Source organism: Bradyrhizobium sp. AUGA SZCCT0431, assembly GCF_018131065.1.
GTDB lineage: Bacteria > Pseudomonadota > Alphaproteobacteria > Rhizobiales > Xanthobacteraceae > Bradyrhizobium.
This window is the reverse complement of sequence record NZ_JAFCLR010000014.1, coordinates 1-19,342: the sequence shown is the minus strand read 5'-3', so window position 1 is coordinate 19,342 and position 19,342 is coordinate 1. Positions and strand designations below refer to the sequence as shown.

The window sequence follows — 19,342 nt, the reverse complement described above, 5'->3', positions numbered from 1 at the left end:
CCTGCGCGACCCGCAGTCCTCGCCCCACCCCTAGCATCAAGGCGTTAAACAGCGCGTTAATCGGGCGCGGGTGGATTGCCTCGGTTTTGAACCAAAGCCGTCCGGCTTGACTTCGCCCGCGCCCCCACGTCACGGTCCGGCCGCGCGCATCGCGGCCCAAGGTCTTTTTAGAATCCGCAAGAATCCTGCAAGAATCCGTCACATGACAACTGGTTTTACCGTTATTCGAGACACCACCCCCGCCGCCGACATCCCCAAGGGGGCGGTGGTCGCCATGGGCAATTTCGACGGCGTCCATCTCGGTCACCGGGCCGTGATTGCCGCCGCGCTGAACATGGGGCGTGCCCACGGAAAACCCGCTTTTGCGGTGACCTTCGAGCCGCATCCGCGCAGCTTTTTCAGCCCGAACAGCCCGCAATTCCGCCTCACGGACGAGACCAACAAGCTACGGCTGCTGGCCGGCACCGGGCTCGCCGGCGCGGTGGTGATGACCTTCGACAAGGGCCGCGCCGGAACGTCAGCGCAAGATTTCATTCACCATGACCTGATCGGTCGGCTCGGCATCAGCGGCATCGCGGTCGGCTACGACTTCCATTTCGGCAAGGGCCGGGTCGGCTCGCCCAGCCTTCTGGTCAGCGAGGCGCCGCGGCTCGGGATCGAGGTCGACGTCCAGGCCCATGTCGACATCGCCGAGCGGCCGGTGTCCTCCAGCGCCATCCGCATGGCGCTGGCAGAGGGCCAGATCGACGACGCCACAGCGATGCTGGGCGGACCGTGGTTTGCGACCGGCGAGGTGATCCATGGCGAGAAGCGCGGCCGCGACCTCGGCTATCCCACCGCCAACATCCGCCTCGACAAGAATTGCGCGCTCAAGCACGGCATCTATGCGGTGCGGGTCGGGCGCGGAACCGAGCGGCTCAACGGCGTGGCGAGCTATGGCCGCCGCCCGACCTTCGACAATGGCGCGCCGCTGCTGGAAGTCTTCCTGCTCGACTTCAAAGGCGATCTCTATGGCTCGGTGCTCGACGTCGCCTTCATCGCCTTCATCCGCGATGAACTTAAATTCGACGGCATCGAGGTGTTGATCCGCCAGATGGACGACGACAGCGCCCGGGCCCGCGCGGCCCTCGCAGCCGCGCCCGATGCATTTCCGAAGCTTGGGGTGATCGATTGAGCAGAAGCGAAAAGCAAAAGATGCTTGCGGGCGAATTGTATCGCCCCGACGCCGAACTCGGCGCCGAGCAGGCGGTCAACAAGGCCTGGCTAATGCGCTACAATGCGGCACTCGCACAGCCGGTGTCGGAACGGCACGCGCTGCTCTGCGAACGCCTCGGCCATGTCGGCAAGGATGCCGTGATCCGGCCGCCGTTCTTCTGCGACTACGGCTACAATATCCGCCTCGGCGACGGCGTGTTCATGAACTTCAACTGCGTCATCCTCGATGTCGTCGAGGTTTCAATCGGCGACCGCACCCAGATCGGGCCCGCCGTGCAGATTTACGCGGCCGACCATCCCCGCGACGCCAAGACACGGCGCGAAGGCCTCGAATTCGGGCGCCCGGTCCGGATCGGCAGCGATGTCTGGATCGGCGGCGGTGCCATTATCCTGCCCGGCGTCAGTATCGGCGACGGTGCGGTGATCGGCGCCGGCAGCGTGGTCACGCGCGACGTCGGCGCTGAAGTGACCGTCACCGGAAACCCGGCAAGGCCGAAACGGTCGTCCTGAGATGCGGGCCCTTGCGGGCCTTTGCGATTTCCGCTTCCGGCTGCTATGGAAAGCCCATGTTTGCGCGGCGCACCATCCCCATTAGCGGCCCGGCTTCCGCCTGAGCCTTGGCTCGGCGCAAGACCGGGATTTCCCCCGTTTACCCCGCGAATGACCAGCGTATCTCGCGCCCATTGAGCCAAACCAGAGCATTCATGTCCGAAAAACCGCAAAAGTCCGAAAAGTCCGAAGGACCAGACTATTCCAAGACCCTGTTCCTGCCGCTGACGGAATTCCCGATGCGCGCCGGCCTGCCCAAGCTCGAGCCCGAAATCCTCAGCCACTGGAACAAGATCGGTCTCTACGAGAAGCTGCGCGAGGCGGCCGACGGGCGACCGAAATTCGTGCTGCATGACGGCCCGCCCTACGCCAACGGCAACATCCATATCGGCCACGCGCTGAACAAGATCCTCAAGGACGTCGTGACCAAAAGCCAGCAGATGCTCGGCTTCGATTCCAACTATGTGCCGGGCTGGGATTGTCACGGCCTGCCGATCGAATGGAAGATCGAGGAAGAGAACTACCGCTCCAAGGGCAAGCCGAAGCCCGACTTCCGCGACTCCACAGCGATGGTGGCGTTCCGCAAGGAATGCCGCGCCTATGCGACGCACTGGCTCAACGTGCAGCGCGAGGAATTCAAGCGGCTCGGCATCATCGGCGACTGGGATCATCCCTACGCCACCATGAGCTATCCCGCCGAAGCCCAGATCGCGCGCGAACTGATGAAGTTCGCCGCCAACGGCACGCTCTATCGCGGCTCCAAGCCCGTGATGTGGAGCGTGGTGGAGAAGACCGCGCTCGCCGAGGCCGAGGTCGAATATGAGGATTACACCTCGGACACGGTGTGGGTGAAATTTCCGGTGACCTCGCCGGCGCATGGCGCGCTGGCCAATGCGTCCGTCGTGATCTGGACCACGACGCCATGGACGCTGCCCGGCAACCGCGCCATCAGCTTCTCGCCCAAGATCGCTTACGGTCTGTTTGAGGTCACCGATGCGCCCGCGGACAATTGGGCCAAGAACGGCGACCTCCTGATCCTCGCCGACGCGCTCGCCGAGAGCGTGTTCAAGCAGGCGCGTGTGGCGGCCTACAAGAAGGTGCGCGAGCTGCCGGCCGACACGCTCGACGCAGTGGAATGCGCCCATCCGCTGAAAGGCTTTAGCGGCGGATACGAATTCACCGTGCCGCTGCTGCCCGGCGACCATGTCACCGACGATACCGGCACCGGCTTCGTGCATACCGCGCCCGGCCACGGCCGCGAAGACTTCGACGCCTGGATGGCGAACGCGCGCGAACTCGACAGCCGCGGCATCAACACCGCGATTCCCTATACCGTCGACGAGAACGGCGCCTTCACCGACCACGCCCCGGGCTTCGTCGGCAAGCGCGTGATCAACGACAAGGGCGAAAAGGGCGACGCCAACGAGGCCGTGATCAAGGTTCTGGTCGAACACGGCAAGCTGCTGGCGCGCGGCCGCCTCAAACATCAGTATCCGCATTCCTGGCGCTCGAAGAAGCCGGTGATCTTCCGCAATACGCCGCAATGGTTCATCGCGATGGACAAGGACATCGCTGATAACGGCAAGGCCAGGCCCGGCGACACGCTGCGCGCCCGCGCGCTGCATGCGATCTCGGTGACGCAATGGGTGCCGCCCGCCGGGCAAAACCGCATCAACGGCATGATCGCCGGCCGCCCCGACTGGGTGATCTCGCGCCAGCGCGCCTGGGGCGTGCCGATCGCGGTGTTCGTGCGCGAGAAGGGCGACGGCTCCGCCGAAATCCTGCAGGACGAAATCGTCAACCAGCGCATCGCCGAGGCTTTCATGGAGGAAGGCGCCGACGCCTGGTACATGGACGGCGCCCGCGAACGCTTTCTCGGGTCCCGCGCCGGCGAAGACTGGAAGAAGGTCGACGACATCTGCGACGTCTGGTTCGATTCCGGCTCAACGCACGCCTTCGTGCTGGAAGACCGCCAGAATTTTCCCACGCTCGGCAACATCGTCCGCAAGGTCGATGGCGGCGAGGATACCGTGATGTATCTGGAAGGCAGCGACCAGCATCGCGGCTGGTTTCATTCCTCGCTGCTGGAAAGCTGCGGCACCCGCGGCCGCGCGCCTTACGACGTGGTGCTGACGCACGGCTTCACGCTGGACGAGAACGGCCGCAAGATGTCGAAATCGCTCGGCAACACCGTCGAGCCGCAGAAGGTGATGAAGGATTCCGGCGCCGATATCCTGCGGCTCTGGGTCTGTTCGACCGATTATGCCGACGACCAGCGCATCGGGCCGGAAATCCTGAAAAACACCATCGAGACCTACAAGAAGCTGCGCAACTCGATCCGCTGGATGCTCGGCACGCTGCACCACTTCAACCCCGATGACGCGGTCGCGCATGAGGAGATGCCGGAACTCGAGCGGCTGATGCTGCATCAACTGGCGGGACAAGCCGCAATCGTGCGGCAGGCCTATGCCGAGTTCGATTACAAGACGGTCGTCGCCAGCCTGTCGGCGTTCATGAACACCGAATTGTCGGCGTTCTATTTCGACATCCGGAAAGACGCGCTGTATTGCGATGCGCCGTCCTCGCCGGTGCGCAAGGCGGCGCTGACCGCGATCGACATCATCTGCGACGCGATCCTGAAATGGCTGGCGCCGGTGTTGAGCTTCACGACCGACGAAGCCTGGCGGATGTACCGGCCGGGCGCCGCGCCGTCGGTGCACCTGACGCTGTTCCCGACGGATCTGGGTTCATTCCGTGACGATGCGCTGGCTGCGAAATGGGAAACCATCCGCGACGTCAGACGCGTCGTCACCGGCGCACTCGAACTCGAACGCGCCGCCAAGAACATCGGCTCGTCGCTGGAAGCTTCGCCCCTGGTCTATGTGTCGGACAAGGCGATCTTCAACACGCTGTTCGACGTCGATCTGGCCGAAGTGTGCATCACCTCGAACGCCATGGTGACCAACGACGACGCGCCAGCCGCGGCCTTCACCCTCGCCGACGTTCCCGGCGTCGCGGTCGTGGTCGAAAAGGCCGTCGGCACCAAATGCGCGCGGTCGTGGAAGATCCTGCCGACCGTGGGCGACGACGCCGAATACCCTGATGTCTCGCCGCGCGACGCGCAGGCGCTGCGGGAGTGGAAAGCGCTGGGAGTGGGTGTCTAGAATTCTATCGTCGTCCCCGCGAACGCGGGGACCCATAACCACCGGCGTCTGAGATCGACAAAGGAAGATGACCAGCAATCTTTCAAACCCGAAGCTTCCCGGCGTATGGGTCCCGGCCTTCGCCGGGACGACGGCGGAGTTTGTGTCGGGCACGTCGCCATGAGCCCTCACCTCCGCCCCGGGATCATCGCCGCCGTCGCAGCCCTGGTGCTCGACCAGGCTTCGAAACTCTGGCTGCTGTTCGTGTTCGATATCGGCCGGCGGGGGGCAGTGAAGGTGACGCCGTTTTTCGATCTGGTGCTGGCCTGGAATGTCGGGATCAGTTTCGGCTGGTTCCAGAACGACGGCTTCCTGGCCCAGGCCATCCTGACCGCGATCAAGGCGGTGGCCGTGGTCGTTCTGGCGGTCTGGATGGCCCACTCGCGCAATTGGCTGGCCACCGTGGCGCTCGGCCTGATCATCGGCGGGGCTGTTGGTAACGCCATCGACCGGCTCGCCTATGGCGCGGTGGTCGATTTTGCCCTTTTCCACGTCCAGATCGGGGGAAATACCTTCAATTGGTACGTGTTTAACCTTGCGGATGTGGCCATTGTTGCCGGGGTAGCAGCCCTATTGTATGATTCCTTCCTGGGGGTAACCGCCGCAAAAGCGCCCTGATCCCGGTCGATACGGGCCGTTGGCGGCTCCTTGGCGGTAATATTGCCTTGCAAACTCGGGATTGTGCCTCAAGGCCAGCCCGGCAAGTTTTGCGGAAATTTGAATGGGAACGAGCGCAATGCGCGAGACCGAAGCCAGCTTCTGGATGGTGCAGACAACCTCGCTGACGCGGGCGATGCGGTTCGCCGCCATTGCCCTGGGCGTCGGCCTCGTGATGGCCGCCGGTCCGGTGCGCGCGGCCGATGACGATGACGAAGACGACAGGACCTTCGAGGAAAAGATCATCGGCAACATCATGAGCGGCCTCGGCGGCACGAACATGGAAAACAGGGGCATCGAGTACCGCGAGCGTTCCCCGCTGGTGGTGCCCCCCAAACTCGATCTGCCGCAGCCGGCCGCCTCCTCGGCCGCCGCGAACGCGCCGAACTGGCCAAAGGATCCGGACGACGCACGCCGCAAGGCTGCGATCGCGGCCCGCAAGAAAGACAACAAGGATCCCGCCCTGTCGAGCCGTGTCCTGACGCCGGCCGAACTCAACGTCGGCAGGACCGCCGCGCCCGCCCGCACCAACAACGATCCGGTCCAGCCCGGCACCACCAACAGCCCGCTGCTGAGCCCATCGCAGCTCGGCTATGAAGGCGGCTTGTTCGGTATGTTCAAAGGCAACAAGTCCGAGACGGCGGAGTTCAAGGGCGAGCCGCCGCGGCAGTCGCTGGTCGAGCCTCCGGCCGGATACCAGACGCCCTCGCCGAACTTCGCCTACGGAACCGGGCCGAAGGAATCGCTGAACAAGACCTACGACGTCATGACGGGCAAGGAACGTTGACGCCAACTTCGGCTCCGCGCCCTCACCTGTGAGGACCGCTGTCGGCACCGCCAGGCGCTTTGCTCCCTGCATCGTGACATCAGGCGTGATACGCGCGGTGTACGATGCCGCAGCTTTGTCCCGAACGCTTAGGTTCGGGCTTCCAGATAGGTCATGATGTCCCCACATCGCTTTGCCGTTTCGCTCGCTGCCGTTTTGATTTCGACAATCGCTTTTGCCACCAGCGGCGCGCCGGCCCAGACCACGGTGACGTCGGAGCGACCCGCCAGCTTCACGCTCGGCAACGGCCTGCAGGTGGTGGTGATCCCCGATCACCGCACCCCCGTCGTGACGCAGATGATCTGGTACAAGGTCGGCTCCGCCGACGAGACGCCGGGCAAATCGGGACTGGCGCATTTCCTCGAGCATTTGATGTTCAAGGGCACCGCCAGGCATCCCGCCGGTGAATTCTCCGAAACCGTGCGCCGGATCGGCGGCAACGAAAACGCCTTCACCTCGGTCGACTATACCGGCTATTTCCAGCGCGTGCCGCGCGACCAGCTAGGCCGGATGATGGAATTCGAGGCCGACCGCATGACCGGCCTCATTCTGAAGGACGAAAATGTTCTGCCCGAGCGCGACGTCGTGCTCGAGGAATACAACATGCGGGTCGCCAACAACCCGGACGCGCGGCTGAACGAACAGATGATGGCCGCGCTGTATCTCAACCATCCCTATGGCCGCCCCGTGATCGGCTGGCGACAGGAGATCGAGAAGCTCGACCGCGAGGACGCGCTGGCGTTCTACAAGCGCTTCTACGCGCCGAACAACGCCACCCTGGTGATTGCCGGCGATGTCGATGCCAAGGAGATCCGCCCGATGGTGGAGCGCGCCTATGGCGCGATCCCCGCGCAGCCGGCGATTCCCGCGCAGCGCATTCGTCCGCAGGAGCCGGCACCCGCCGCACCGCGCACCGTGACGCTGTCCGATCCGCGCGTCGAACAACCCGGCCTGCGGCGCTATTACCTCGTTCCCTCCTCGACGACCGCGGCCGCCGGCGAAAGCCCGGCGCTCGACGTGCTTGCGCAACTGATGGGCGGCGGCTCCAACTCCTATCTCTACCGCGCGCTCGTGATCGACCGCCCGCTCGCGATCAACGCCGGTGCCGGCTATCAGGGCACCTCGCTCGATCCGTCGCAATTCTCGATCTCGGTCTCGCCGAAACCCGGCGTGGAGTTCTCGGCAGTCGAGCAGGCGATCGACGACGTGATAGCGGACGTCATCCAAAATCCCGCCCGCGCCGAGGATATCGAACGGGTCAAGACCCAGCTGATCGCGGAGGCGATCTACGCGCAGGACAATCAGGCGACGCTGGCGCGCTGGTATGGCGGCGCGCTCACCACCGGCCTGAGCATCGAGGACATCCGCAGCTGGCCTGATCGCATCCGCGCGGTCACCGCCGAACAGGTCCGTGACGCCGCCCACAAATGGCTCGACAAGAAGCGTTCGGTGACGGGTTATCTGATCAAGGACCCCACGCCGAAACGCGAGGAGAAGCGCTCGTGATCCATTTTTCGATTGGCGCTCGGCGCTTCACATCAACCATTGCCGCCCTCGCGGCACTGCTGTTGCTGACCCCGGCACCATCGCACGCCGCCGCAAAAATCCAGCGCCTGGTGTCACCCGGCGGCATTGAAGCCTGGTTCGTGCAGGACGCCACCGTGCCCCTGATCGCGATGGAATATGCCTTCCGCGGCGGCTCGAGCCAGGATCCGGCCGACAAGCCCGGCACCGGCAATCTGGTCGCCGGCCTGCTCGACGAAGGCGCTGCCGATCTCGACTCCAAGACCTATCACGAGCGGCTTGACCGCCGCGCCATCGAGCTCAGCTTCTCATCGACGCGGGATTATTTCCGCGGCTCGCTGCGCATGCTCAAGGACAACAAGGACGAAGCCTTCAACCTGCTGCAGCTGGCATTGACCTCGGCACGTTTCGACGCCGCCGACGTCGAGCGCATCCGGGCGCAGGTGATCTCCAGTCTGCGGCGTGAGACCACCAACCCCTCCTCGCTGGCGAGCCGCAAGTTCCTGGAAGTCGCGTTCGGCGATCATCCCTATGGCCGTCCGTCCAACGGCACGCTGGACAGCGTGCCCAAGATCGACGTGTCGGACATGAAGGCCTATGCCGGCCGCATCATCGCCAAAGACACATTGCGGATATCCGTGGTGGGCGATGTCGACGCCGACACGCTCGGCAAACTCCTGGACAAGACGTTCGGCGGATTGCCGGCCAAAGCCAGCCTGACGCCGGTCGCCGAAATCCAGGCTGCCCAGCCGCCGCAGCGCGCCTTCGTTCCGCTCGACGTGCCGCAGACCGTGGTCATGTTCGGCGGCCCCGGCATCCGCCGCCATGATCCGGATTTCATGGCCGGCTATGTCGTGAACCATATCCTCGGTGGCGGATCATCGTCGCGGCTTTACAGGGAAGTCCGCGAAAAACGCGGGCTGGCTTATTCGATTTCTGAATCCCTGCTCTGGATGGACCGCTCCGCCTTGTTCGTAGGCAATACCGGCACCCGCGCCGACCGCGCCGGTGAAACCGTCGACGCCATTGAAAAGGAGATCCGCCGTATCGCCGAGGACGGCCCGACCCAGAAGGAATTGGACGAGGCCAAGTCCTATCTGAAGGGCTCGCAGATGCTGGCGCTCGACACCTCCTCGAAGCTCGCCGCGGCGCTGCTGCAATACCAGCTCGACAAGCTTCCGATTGATTACATCGAACGGCGCAACGCTCTCGTCGATGCCGTGACGCTCGACGACGCCAAAAAGGCAGCGCAGCTGCTGTGGGGCAAGGGCCTGCTCACCGTGATCGTCGGCCGCGCCCCGCAAGCCGCCGCCCAGCCGGCTGTTGCTGCGCCGCCGCCGAAAGCGAACTGACAGAGCAACTTCTGTCCAAAAACGCTATCTTGCGCGCACCGATTCTTTCCACGCCCGGTGAACGCCATGCTGCGGGTCTCCCGCGACCTTTCGATCGACGAGAACGACATCGAGATCGGCTTTGTCCGCGCCTCCGGTCCGGGCGGGCAGAACGTCAACAAGCTCTCGACCGCCGCGCAATTGCGTTTCGACACGCGCAAGATCACGCTGCCGGAAGACGCCGCTCTGCGGCTCAACCGGCTCGCCGGCCAGCGCATGACCAAGGAAGGCGTGATCGTGATCCACGCCCAGCGCTTCCGCACCCAGGAGCGCAACCGCGCCGATGCCATCGACCGGCTGCTCGAATTGTTGCGCGAAGCCATGGTGAGGCCGGTGCCGCGGCGCGCCACCAAGCCGACTTTCGGATCCAAGCAACGGCGGCTGGAAGGCAAGAAGCGTCGCAGCGACGTCAAGGCCAAGCGCGGCTCCACACGCTTCGACGACTGACGCGAATGGCCGCAAGAAGGTTGATTAGCTGCACCAGTGCTTCGAGCGATGCTTCACGCGAACCGGTATTCACTTCACTCGAATGCGCTCTGAAAAAAACTCCGGCCGACGCGCGACCGGAGTTTCCGAGTTGTAAGTGGAACCTATTGAAGGGCGCGCGCTACTAGTAGCGCTTGCCGCCGGTCGCGGTATCGCCGGCTGCACCGCCAGTGCCCTTGGCCGCGCCACTGCCGGCGCCGACCGTGCCCTTCGCACCGGTCTTCGCGGCCTTTTGTCCGGCGGCACCCGGCTGCGCACTGAGTTCCTCGTCGTCGGTGGCCGACGTCCCGCCCTGCATCTGGCTCTTGCCCTGCACGCCGCCGCGGATCTTGCTATCGGACGAAGTACCCTGCGCCAGCACGGGACCGGCCACCATGGCCGAGATGGCAAGCGCGATCGCCGAGGTTTTCACTAACTTCATTCAGTTCTCCTGGGTTTGATTCGCGATGAGCGGTTCGGTTGTTCCAGCGCCATCCGTCCGGAGCTGCTCATCGCGTTGAGCGATTTGTCACGAACGGCGCACGCACCAGACAATCCGCGCCGTGTGGTCTTCGTTTAGGGATTTCGGGGCAATTTCGCGAAAACTTGGCCACGGATTGATCGCATATGCGGCAACTGGAACTGTTCTTGCGTCAGTCGCGAATCAAATATTCCCGGATCATGATCCGCGCGCGGTGAATGCGGGCCTTGACGCTTTCGCGGGTCAGGCCCAGCGCGCTGGCGATTTCGTCAATCGACAATTCCTCGATGTCGCGCAGCAGGATCACTTCACGATAATGCTCGGGCAGCGACTGGATGGCACGCGAAAGATCGATGCGAAGGTCTTCGGGACGCCAATGCGCCAGACGCGCCTCGGTGTCTTCCGCCGGCGCGTCGGCCATTCCGATCGACCGGCGCCAGAGCCGCAGACAGGCGCGCCGCGCGACCGCGAACAGCCACGCCGAAAACGACGTCACCGCCCGCAGCGTTCCGACGCGCCGGTACAGCAGCAGCAGCGTGTCCTGAACCGCATCGTCGATGTCGGCTGCGCGGCAATTGCGCGCCGCGTAGCGACGGACGTCAGGCTGGGCCGCTGATATCAGCGACACCAGCGCATCGGCGTCCCCACCCCGCGCCGCCTCGATCAGCCCGGGATCGCAGCGGCTGGTTCGGACAAGCGCATTCATGGCGAGGGCAAGCCGGCGGCCGACCATGGCGCACATCGGGCAGAATCCGAAGAATCCGGTCGCGATCGCGACCGCTCCGGCGCCGGCGATCAAATAGCCTGATGTCGTGCCTGACATCGCCAGCAGCCCGTACGCGATCATCATGATGCCCCCCACGGTCCGCATGGCCCGCTCCCAGCCCGGCAGATTCTTGCGATAGAACATAGCAGCTCCTTTGATTTCACGAGAGAACTCATGCGTTCTCGTGTCATAGAGCCGCCCCGCCGGGCTTTCGGTTCGCAGGCCTGCAACTATATTTCGCTCAAGAATTCCGGGAACATCCGCGCCGATGGGGTCCCGCCTCGCCCCTGAATCGGCTACCCATAGCGCCATGCCCGTCCGCCAGCTCCCAGAACAGGTCGTCAACCGCATCGCCGCCGGCGAGGTGGTGGAACGGCCTGCAAGCGTGGTCAAGGAACTGGTCGAGAACGCCATCGACGCCGGCGCCAGCCGGGTCGACATCTTCACCGATGGCGGCGGCCGGCGGCGGATCGGCATCACCGACGACGGCAGCGGCATGACCCATGCCGATCTGGCGCTGGCGGTCGATCGCCACGCCACCTCCAAGCTCGACGACGAGGATCTGTTGCGGATTCGCACGCTGGGATTCCGCGGCGAGGCGCTGCCCTCGATCGGCGCGGTGGCGAAGCTCGGCATCACGACGCGGCACGCAGGCGAGCCGCATGCCTGGTCGCTGTCGGTCGAAGGCGGTGCGAAGTCACCGATCATGCCGGCGGCGCTGAGCCAGGGCACCCGTGTAGAAGTCAGCGATCTCTTTTTTGCGACACCGGCGCGGCTGAAATTCCTCAAGACCGACCGCACCGAAGCCGAAGCGATCCGCGAAGTGGTGCGAAGGCTGGCAATGGCGCGGCCCGACATCGCCTTTACGCTGGCCGGCGAAGAGCGCGCGCCGGTGACCTGGGCCGCAGCACTGCCCGGTGCTCCGGGTCGGCTGACGCGGCTCGGCGATATCCTGGGCGCGGATTTCCGTTCCAGCGCGATCGAAGTGCGCAGCGAGCGCGAAGGCGTGGTGGTCGAAGGCTTTGCCGCCGCCCCCTCGCTGACGCGCGCCAATGCGCTCGGGCAATATCTGTTCGTCAATGGCCGCCCGGTGCGCGACAAGCTGATCCTCGGCGCGGTGCGCGCGGCCTATTCCGACTATCTGCCGCGCGACCGCCATCCGGTCGTGGCGCTGTTCGTGACGCTGGAGCCGCAGGAAGTCGATGCCAACGTGCATCCCGCCAAGACCGAGGTCCGGTTCCGCAACGCCGGCCTGGTCCGTGCGCTGATCGTGCATGCGCTCAAGGACGGCCTCGCCCGCGAAGGCCGGCGCACCGCTGCGAATACCGATGGGGCGGCGATCGCCGCATTCCGCCCGTCTTTCGCCCCGCGCCCGACCAACTGGGACTGGCGGAGCTCGCCTTCCTATCCGACCGGACCGATGCCCTCCTTCGCCGGTTCGGCGATGCCGGCCTTCGCTGAGCCGGGACAGGCCGCATTCGATGTCGGCACGCCGACGGCCGATGTGCGCTTCGAGGCGCAACCCGCCGCCGACATGCTGGATCGTCCGCTAGGTGCGGCGCGAACGCAGATCCATGAGACCTACATCGTGTCGCAGACCCGCGATGGACTGATCGTCGTGGACCAGCACGCCGCCCATGAGCGCATCGTCTACGAGAAGCTCAAGGCCTCGCTGGCGCGCAACGGCGTGCAGCGGCAGATATTGCTGATCCCCGAGATCGTCGAACTCGACGAGGCCACGGTCGAGAAGCTGCTCGATCGTTCTCTGGAACTGGCGACGTTTGGATTGGCGATCGATTCCTTTGGCCCTGGCGCGGTTGCGGTGCGCGAGACGCCGTCGCTGCTCGGCAAGGCCAATGCCGCGGACCTGTTGCGTGATCTCGCCGAGCACATGGCGGAATGGGATGAGGCACTGCCGCTGGAGCGCCGGCTGATGCACGTCGCCGCCACCATGGCCTGTCACGGCTCGGTCCGCGCCGGCCGCCGCCTCAAGCCGGAGGAGATGAACGCGCTGCTGCGCGAGATGGAAGACACGCCGAATTCCGGCCAATGCAACCACGGCCGCCCGACCTATGTCGAGTTGAAGCTGTCGGACATCGAGAAGCTGTTCGGGCGAAGGTGACGGCGTCACGAGAATCGTAGGGTGGGCAAAGGCGCTCTTGCGCCGTGCCCACCATTGGTTCGTTGGGTAGAAGTTGGTGGGCACGCTTCGCTTTGCCCACCCTACGGATCACCGCGATCGCAGGAACACGAACTCCGTGTCATCATAAGCCCGCCGCTCCAGCTCTTCGAATCCCTCAGGCGTCGCGAACGCGGCGGCCTTCGCCTCTTCCACCACCAGCAGCGCGCCCGGCGTCAGCCAGCCGCCCTCGCGCAGCGAGGCCAGCGCTTTGTCGGCGAGCCCCTTGCCGTAGGGCGGATCGAGGAACACCAGCGAGAACGGCTCCATTGGATGGACGGGGCCGAGATTGGTGGCGTCGCGGCGATAGACTTTTGTCACGCCGCCCAGCCCTAACGCCTCGACATTGTTGCGCAGCAGCGCCCGCGCCTCCGCACCATTATCGACGAACAGCGTGAATGCGGCGCCGCGCGAGGTCGCCTCGATGCCGAGCGCGCCGGTGCCCGCGAACAGGTCGAGCACGCGCGCGCCTTCGATCGGATCGTCATAGGCGTGGACGAGGATGTTGAACACGGATTCGCGCAACCGATCCGCGGTGGGGCGGATCTCGCGCGATGAGGGCGAGGCCAGATTACGACCCTTCAACCGTCCGCCGACGACACGCATAGCCCAACTACTCGTCCCGCGGCTTCAGATCGCGCTTGCCGTGATAGCCGCGCTGCGGACGGCGCGGCGGGCCGTAGCCGTTGGCCTCTTCCTCGTTGCGCGCGCGGGCTTCCTCGCTGCCGGTGCGCTGCACCAGCACGCGGCGGCCCTTGCGGTCGGCGATCACGCCTCGCTGGGTCACGGGCTTGGGAGGCGTTGGCTCCTTGTCACCCGGCATCGGTCGATTAAAGTCAGCGCCTGCCAACTCAGCAATCTTCTCGCCGAGCTGCTCGCGCAGCACGCGGGTTTTGACTTCCTCGACCTGGCCTTCGGCGAGTTCGCCGAGCTGGAACGGGCCGTAGGAGACGCGGATCAGCCGGTTCACCTCGAGGCCAAGATGCGCCATGACGTTGCGGACTTCGCGGTTCTTGCCTTCGCGGATCGCAAACACCAGCCAGACATTGGCGCCCTGGTCGCGCTCCAGCGTCGCATCGATCGAGCCGTATTTGACGCCGTCGACCTCGACGCCCTTCTTGAGTTCATCGAGCTGCGCCTGCGTGACCTCGCCATGGGCGCGGACGCGGTAGCGCCGCAGCCAGCCGGTGTCGGGCAGTTCGAGCGCGCGTGCCAGCCCACCATCATTGGTCAGCAGCAGCAGGCCCTCGGTATTGAAATCGAGCCGCCCGATCGAGATCAGCCGCGGCAGGCCTTCGGGCAGATTATCGAATACCGTCGGCCGCCCTTCGGGATCGGCATGCGTCGTCATCAAGCCGCGCGGCTTGTGAAACATGAAGAGGCGCGTGCGCTCGCGCGGCGGCAACGGCTTGCCATCGACGGTGATTACATCATTGACGGTGACATCAAGCGCCGGCGAATTGATGACGCGGCCGTTGACGCTGACGCGGCCCTGCGTGATCCATTCCTCGGCGTCGCGGCGTGAGGCCAGGCCGGCGCGCGACACCACCTTGGCGATGCGCTCACCTGACTTCTTGACCTTCGGCGGCTGCGGCCCGCGCTTTTCGAATTCGGTCTTGCGCTCGCGATAAGCGCCACGGCCGCCGAACGCCGGACGTTTTGCAAAGATCCTGCTGTCGTCCTCGTTCTCGCGGCGCGGACGTTCGTCACCCGGCTCGCTGCGCGGATGCTCCTGCCAGTCGGTGCGGCCTTCGGGGCGCTGTCTTGGACGGTCAAATTTTGGACGATCGAACTTCGGGCGATCGCCGGTGGGACGATCGGAACGCGAGAAGCGCGGCTTGTCGGAACTGCGCGCGCCGTCACGGGCGGGACGGGCATCGCGCTCGCCGCGGTCCTCGCGCTTCTGCCACGGCTTGGAATCGCCGCGGTCGGCGCCGAAGCTCTTGCGCGGGCCGCGGTCGGGAGCACCGCGCGAGGAGAACTTCTTGTCGCCGCCAAATTTTCGTTCGGGACGATCGCCGTCGCGCGCCGGGCGCGGGCTGTACGGACGATCACCACGGGGGCGATCGCCGTCCTTGCGGAAACCTTCGCCGCGCGGCGTATAGGGACGCTTCTCTCCGAATTTCTTTTCGCCGAAACGCGCGGCCGGACGGGCATCGTCGCGATCCCGAGGGCCGCTCTCGCGGTCCCGGCGCGGCGGACGGTCGTCGCGATTGAAGTTTGGCCGGTCGCCGCGCGGCGTGTACGGGCGCTTCTCGCCGCCACGATCCTCGCGCGGCTTGAACGAACGTTTCTCACCGTCGTCACCACGGGACGGACGGCTGGAAAACGGCCGGTCGCCACGGGGACGGTCATCCCGGTTGAAGCGTGGCGGACGATCACCGCCCTCGCTGCGATCGCGGAACGGCCGGTCGCCACGCGGCGGGCGCGGGGCGTCGAAATCGCGGCGCGGCGGACGATCGCCGTCGCGCTTGCCGGCGTAGGGCTTAGCCCCGCCGGCATAAGGCTTCTTGTCGAACGACCGCGCGCCGTCGGACTTCCCGGCATAGGGACGCCGCTCGCCGTCGCGCTTGTCGCCGTCACCCTTGCCGGCAAAACCGCGCTTGGCGAATTTCTTATCCGGCCCTCTCGCCGCACCCGAGCGGCCCTTGCTTCCGCCGGCGCGGCCTTTTTCAGCGCCGGCGCGGCCTTGGCCTCCCGAGGGGCGATCACGCCGGCCGCGGGAATCGTTGTCTTTGTCGTTGTCGCGGGGCATGAATAGTCTCTCGTTCGTAGCTGAAATGGCGATCAGGCGGATGTGGATCGGCTGTCATAGCGGTAACGCGCGCGCACTTGGCTCAAGGCGCAATCTCACGCAAAACCGGTATCCACGTTTGCTGAAGGCGCTTCTAGTAGCAGGTTTCTTCCGATGATACGAGGGATGACTGCCCCTTCTTTCATGGATTTGGCGCTCAAAACGGCCAAAAACGCCGCCAAGGCGGGCGAAGTTCCGATCGGATGCGTCATTGTCCGGGGTTATGAGGTCATCGCCACCGCCGGCAACCGGACCCTGACCGACCGCGATCCGACCGCCCATGCCGAGGTTTTGGCGATCCGGCAGGCCGCGGAGGCCATCGGGACCGAGCGGCTGGTCGATTGCGACCTCTATGTCACGCTCGAGCCCTGCACGATGTGCGCCGGCGCGATCTCGTTTGCGCGGATCCGGCGGCTGTATTACGGCGCCGCCGACCCCAAGGGCGGCGCGGTCGATTCCGGCGTGCGGTTCTTTGCGCAGCCGACCTGTCATCACGTGCCGGAGGTGTATTCGTCGGTGGGCGAGACCGAGGCGGCGACGCTGCTGAAGGATTTTTTCCGGGTGCGGCGATAGAAGCTCCATCGCGCCTCCGCACCACTGTCATCATCCGCGAAAGCGGATGATCCAGTATCCCAGAGACGGCAGTGATGAATCGATAGGCCGCGGCGTACTGGATACCCGCCTTCGCGGGTATGACACCGGTTGCTTGGCTAGCCACTCAGAAAAAACTCCTTCAACAACCTCGCCGTCACGTCCGGATTCTCCTCCGGCAAGAAATGTCCGCTGTCGACCGGCGCGCCCTGCACGTTGGTCGCCCACTTCTTCCAGGTGTCGAGCGGGGTGGTCGCGGCGCTGGCGACGCCGGCATCGCCCCACAGCGCCAGCATCGGGATCGTGATCTTCTTGCCGGCGGCGAAATCGGCCTTGTCGATCTCGTAATCGGCATAGGCGCCGGCGCGGTAGTCCTCGCACATCGCGTGCACGCGGGCGGGATCGCGGAACGGCGCCAGATAATGCTCCAGCGCGCGCGGGTCGATGGCGTCCAGCGTCTGGCTCTTGGTCTGGCTCGCCATCTTCTGCCGGAGAAAGAATTCGCCATGGCCGTCGATCAGCGTTTCCGGCAGCGGATGCGGCTGGGCCAGGAACGCCCAATGGTAGATCTTCAGCGCGGAGAGCCGGTTCAGCTTCTCCCAGTAATCATAGGTCGGCGCGATATCGAGCACGGCGAGTTTCGACAGCCGGCCGGGATGATCGAGCGCGAGCCGATACGACACCCGCCCGCCGCGGTCGTGGCCGGCGAGCGCGAAATGCACGTGGCCGAGCTGCTCCATCGCCTCCACCATCACCTTCGCCATCGCGCGCTTGGTGTAGGGCGTGTGGTGCTCGTCGCTGCGCGGCATGTCCGACCAGCCATAGCCCGGCAGGTCGGCGATGATCAGCGTGAAGTTATCAGCCAGTTGTGATGCTACCGGATGCCACATCACATGCGTGGACGAAAATCCATGCAGCAACAACAGCGGCGGCCCCTTGCCGCCGACGCGGGCGAAAATGCGGCCCGCTGACGTGTTGATCCATTCGGAGGCGTAGCCGGGAAACAGGTCGGCAAGATCGGGCATGATGAGCGCTCCCTTCGCGGCGGGCCGCTGCTTTAAACATTGTTTGGCGTTGCCGCTGGCACGTCCCGGGTTTATGCCATTCATCAAGTCTGCCCAACAAGAACCAAAAAACGAGGAAGTGCCATGTCGATCGATTTCGAGATTCCGGCCGAAGCCAAGGCGATCCGCGAGAAGGTCCGCAAATGGGTGCAGGAAGAGTGCATCCCCGCGGAAAAGGAACTCGATACCAAGCCGCTTGCTGAAGTGCTCGGTCCGCTGAGGGCCAAGGCCCGCGCGCGCGGCCTGTGGTGCCCGTGGGTACCGAAGGAATATGGCGGCATGGGCCTCGGGCCGCTCGCCAATGCGCTGGTGCAGATGGAGCTCGGCGAGAGCATGCTCGGTGCGCTGTCGATGAACACCCAGGGCCCCGACGACGCCTCGATGATGACGATATTGGCCCACGGCACGGAATATCAGAAGGAGAAGTTCCTTAAACCGCTGCTGAACGGCGACAAGCGCATCTGCTTCTCGATGACCGAGAAGGCCGCCGGCGCCGACGCCACCGGCATGCAGACCACGGCCGTGAAGGACGGCAACGAGAACTACATCCTCAACGGCGAGAAATGGTTTTCGTCCTCGGCCAGCGTCGCCGACATGGCGCTGGTGGTCGCCAGAACCGATCCGAACGCGCCGCGCCACAAGCAGCACTCGACGTTCATCGTCGAACTGCCGAACCCCGGCTACAAGATCAAGCGCAACGTCGCCAACATGGCGATCGAGGGGCCGCATGCCGACGCGATCCATGGCGGCCACTCCGAGATCGAGATCAGGGATTTGAAAGTGCCGGCCGACAATCTGCTCGGCGGCGAAGGCAACGGTTTTAACATGGGCCAGCACCGCCTCGCCTACGGCCGGTTGCGTCACGGCATGCACAACGTCGCCAAGGCGCAGCGCGCGCTCGACATGGCGGTCGGCCACATCACCAAACGCTCGACCTTCGGCCAGTTGCTCGCCGACCGCCAGGCCGTGCAGTTCATGCTCGCCGACTGCGCCGAGCAGCTCTATATCGGCCGCCTGATGCTGCTGCACATCGCCTACAAGGCGGAGAAGGGCCTCGACATCCGGCAGGAGAACTCGATCGCCAAGGTCTATCATGCGCACATGGTGCACAAGGTGATCGACACCGCGATCCAGCTCCACGGCGCGCTCGGCTTCAGCCAGGATACCCCGCTCGCCAAATGGTACACGCAGGTGCGCTCGCAGCGGCTGGTCGACGGTCCGGACGAGGTGCACCGGTGGAAGATCGGCAAGAACGTCATCAAGGCATTCCGCGAGCATGGCACGACGGCGAGTGCTGTGGGTGGGGATTTGCTGTAAGGACCTGCACCGCGCACCTACACTCGTCGTCCCGGCCTTGAGCCGGGACCCATACGCCGCGGCGCTCGTTGTTGAAGAAGGTCGCTAACGCCCGCGCTCTCACCGATGGGCCGCGGCGTATGGGTCCCGGCGTTCGCCGGGACGACGGTGGTGTTTGTTGTTGGCACCATCATCCGAAACGCAGTTTCGCATTCTCGCGACGCATTGCGCCCGAGGTTTGCCAGAAACTTCCCGCCCTCTCATTGAGAGGGCGCAGGGAAGACCGGGTGCGCGCTGCACCCGCGGTCTCGCGTGCGGTTTGCACAAAACAAAATGCACAC

At 65.0% G+C, this 19,342-nt stretch carries 16 protein-coding genes; 11 read left to right on the top strand and 5 right to left on the bottom strand.

What is annotated here, in order from left to right; all coding sequences use genetic code 11:
* Positions 1-202: 202 nt before the first annotated feature.
* From JQ567_RS15455 to arfB, 8 genes are all read left to right on the top strand, one after another.
* Positions 203-1,174, top strand: coding sequence for a bifunctional riboflavin kinase/FAD synthetase (locus JQ567_RS15455; protein WP_212439628.1), 972 nt, complete (start codon positions 203-205; stop codon positions 1,172-1,174).
* Positions 1,171-1,725, top strand: coding sequence for a sugar O-acetyltransferase (locus JQ567_RS15450; RefSeq protein WP_212439627.1), 555 nt, complete (start codon positions 1,171-1,173; stop codon positions 1,723-1,725). The genes JQ567_RS15455 and JQ567_RS15450 overlap by 4 nt, the downstream gene beginning before the upstream one ends.
* A 194-nt stretch (positions 1,726-1,919) precedes the next feature.
* Positions 1,920-4,928, top strand: a complete 3,009-nt coding sequence (gene ileS / locus JQ567_RS15445) for an isoleucine--tRNA ligase (RefSeq protein ID WP_212439626.1) — start codon at positions 1,920-1,922, stop codon at positions 4,926-4,928.
* Positions 4,929-5,087: 159 nt separating this feature from the next.
* Entirely contained in the window at positions 5,088-5,585 is a 498-nt protein-coding gene (gene lspA / locus JQ567_RS15440; protein ID WP_212439625.1) for a signal peptidase II, read from the top strand.
* Positions 5,586-5,703: 118 nt separating this feature from the next.
* The gene (locus JQ567_RS15435) at positions 5,704-6,411 is read left to right on the top strand and encodes a hypothetical protein (protein WP_212439771.1); all 708 of its coding nucleotides are present in this window, start codon (positions 5,704-5,706) and stop codon (positions 6,409-6,411) included.
* Between the two features lie 153 nt (positions 6,412-6,564).
* The gene (locus JQ567_RS15430) at positions 6,565-7,956 is read left to right on the top strand and encodes a M16 family metallopeptidase (protein WP_409363605.1); all 1,392 of its coding nucleotides are present in this window, start codon (positions 6,565-6,567) and stop codon (positions 7,954-7,956) included.
* Positions 7,953-9,326 carry a pitrilysin family protein gene (locus JQ567_RS15425; protein ID WP_312017407.1) on the top strand — a complete coding sequence of 458 codons (1,374 nt, stop codon included), beginning with the start codon at positions 7,953-7,955 and terminating at the stop codon, positions 9,324-9,326. The genes JQ567_RS15430 and JQ567_RS15425 overlap by 4 nt, the downstream gene beginning before the upstream one ends.
* A 66-nt stretch (positions 9,327-9,392) precedes the next feature.
* The gene (gene arfB / locus JQ567_RS15420) at positions 9,393-9,812 is read left to right on the top strand and encodes an alternative ribosome rescue aminoacyl-tRNA hydrolase ArfB (RefSeq protein WP_212439623.1); all 420 of its coding nucleotides are present in this window, start codon (positions 9,393-9,395) and stop codon (positions 9,810-9,812) included.
* Positions 9,813-9,975: 163 nt separating this feature from the next.
* On the opposite strand, the gene JQ567_RS15415 is transcribed toward arfB, so the two are convergent.
* A complete protein-coding gene (locus JQ567_RS15415; protein ID WP_212439622.1) occupies positions 9,976-10,272 on the bottom strand; it encodes a hypothetical protein in 297 nt (98 codons plus the stop codon).
* 211 nt (positions 10,273-10,483) lie between these two features.
* On the bottom strand, positions 10,484-11,221 hold the full coding sequence (locus tag JQ567_RS15410) for a sigma-70 family RNA polymerase sigma factor (protein ID WP_249165485.1): 738 nt from the start codon (positions 11,219-11,221) through the stop codon (positions 10,484-10,486).
* 166 nt (positions 11,222-11,387) lie between these two features.
* Here JQ567_RS15410 and mutL point away from each other — a divergent pair, with 166 nt between their 5' ends.
* Entirely contained in the window at positions 11,388-13,199 is a 1,812-nt protein-coding gene (mutL, locus tag JQ567_RS15400) for a DNA mismatch repair endonuclease MutL (protein ID WP_212439621.1), read from the top strand.
* 108 nt (positions 13,200-13,307) lie between these two features.
* Here mutL and rsmD read toward each other — a convergent pair whose 3' ends face one another.
* Both rsmD and JQ567_RS15390 read right to left on the bottom strand, forming a co-directional pair.
* Positions 13,308-13,862: a 16S rRNA (guanine(966)-N(2))-methyltransferase RsmD gene (rsmD, locus tag JQ567_RS15395; RefSeq protein WP_212439620.1), complete on the bottom strand. Its 555-nt coding sequence runs from the start codon at positions 13,860-13,862 to the stop codon at positions 13,308-13,310.
* A 7-nt stretch (positions 13,863-13,869) separates the two neighbouring features.
* On the bottom strand, positions 13,870-16,011 hold the full coding sequence (locus JQ567_RS15390) for a pseudouridine synthase (RefSeq protein ID WP_212439619.1): 2,142 nt from the start codon (positions 16,009-16,011) through the stop codon (positions 13,870-13,872).
* A 153-nt stretch (positions 16,012-16,164) separates the two neighbouring features.
* On the opposite strand from JQ567_RS15390, the gene JQ567_RS15385 reads away from it, so the two are divergent.
* Complete coding sequence (locus tag JQ567_RS15385; protein ID WP_212269354.1) at positions 16,165-16,623, top strand: nucleoside deaminase; 459 nt, start codon at positions 16,165-16,167, stop codon at positions 16,621-16,623.
* Between the two features lie 137 nt (positions 16,624-16,760).
* Here JQ567_RS15385 and JQ567_RS15380 read toward each other — a convergent pair whose 3' ends face one another.
* Positions 16,761-17,666 carry an alpha/beta fold hydrolase gene (locus JQ567_RS15380; RefSeq protein WP_212439618.1) on the bottom strand — a complete coding sequence of 302 codons (906 nt, stop codon included), beginning with the start codon at positions 17,664-17,666 and terminating at the stop codon, positions 16,761-16,763.
* A gap of 123 nt (positions 17,667-17,789) precedes the next feature.
* Between JQ567_RS15380 and JQ567_RS15375 the strand changes: the two genes are divergently transcribed.
* Complete coding sequence (locus tag JQ567_RS15375; protein ID WP_212439617.1) at positions 17,790-19,022, top strand: acyl-CoA dehydrogenase family protein; 1,233 nt, start codon at positions 17,790-17,792, stop codon at positions 19,020-19,022.
* Positions 19,023-19,342: the final 320 nt, after the last annotated feature.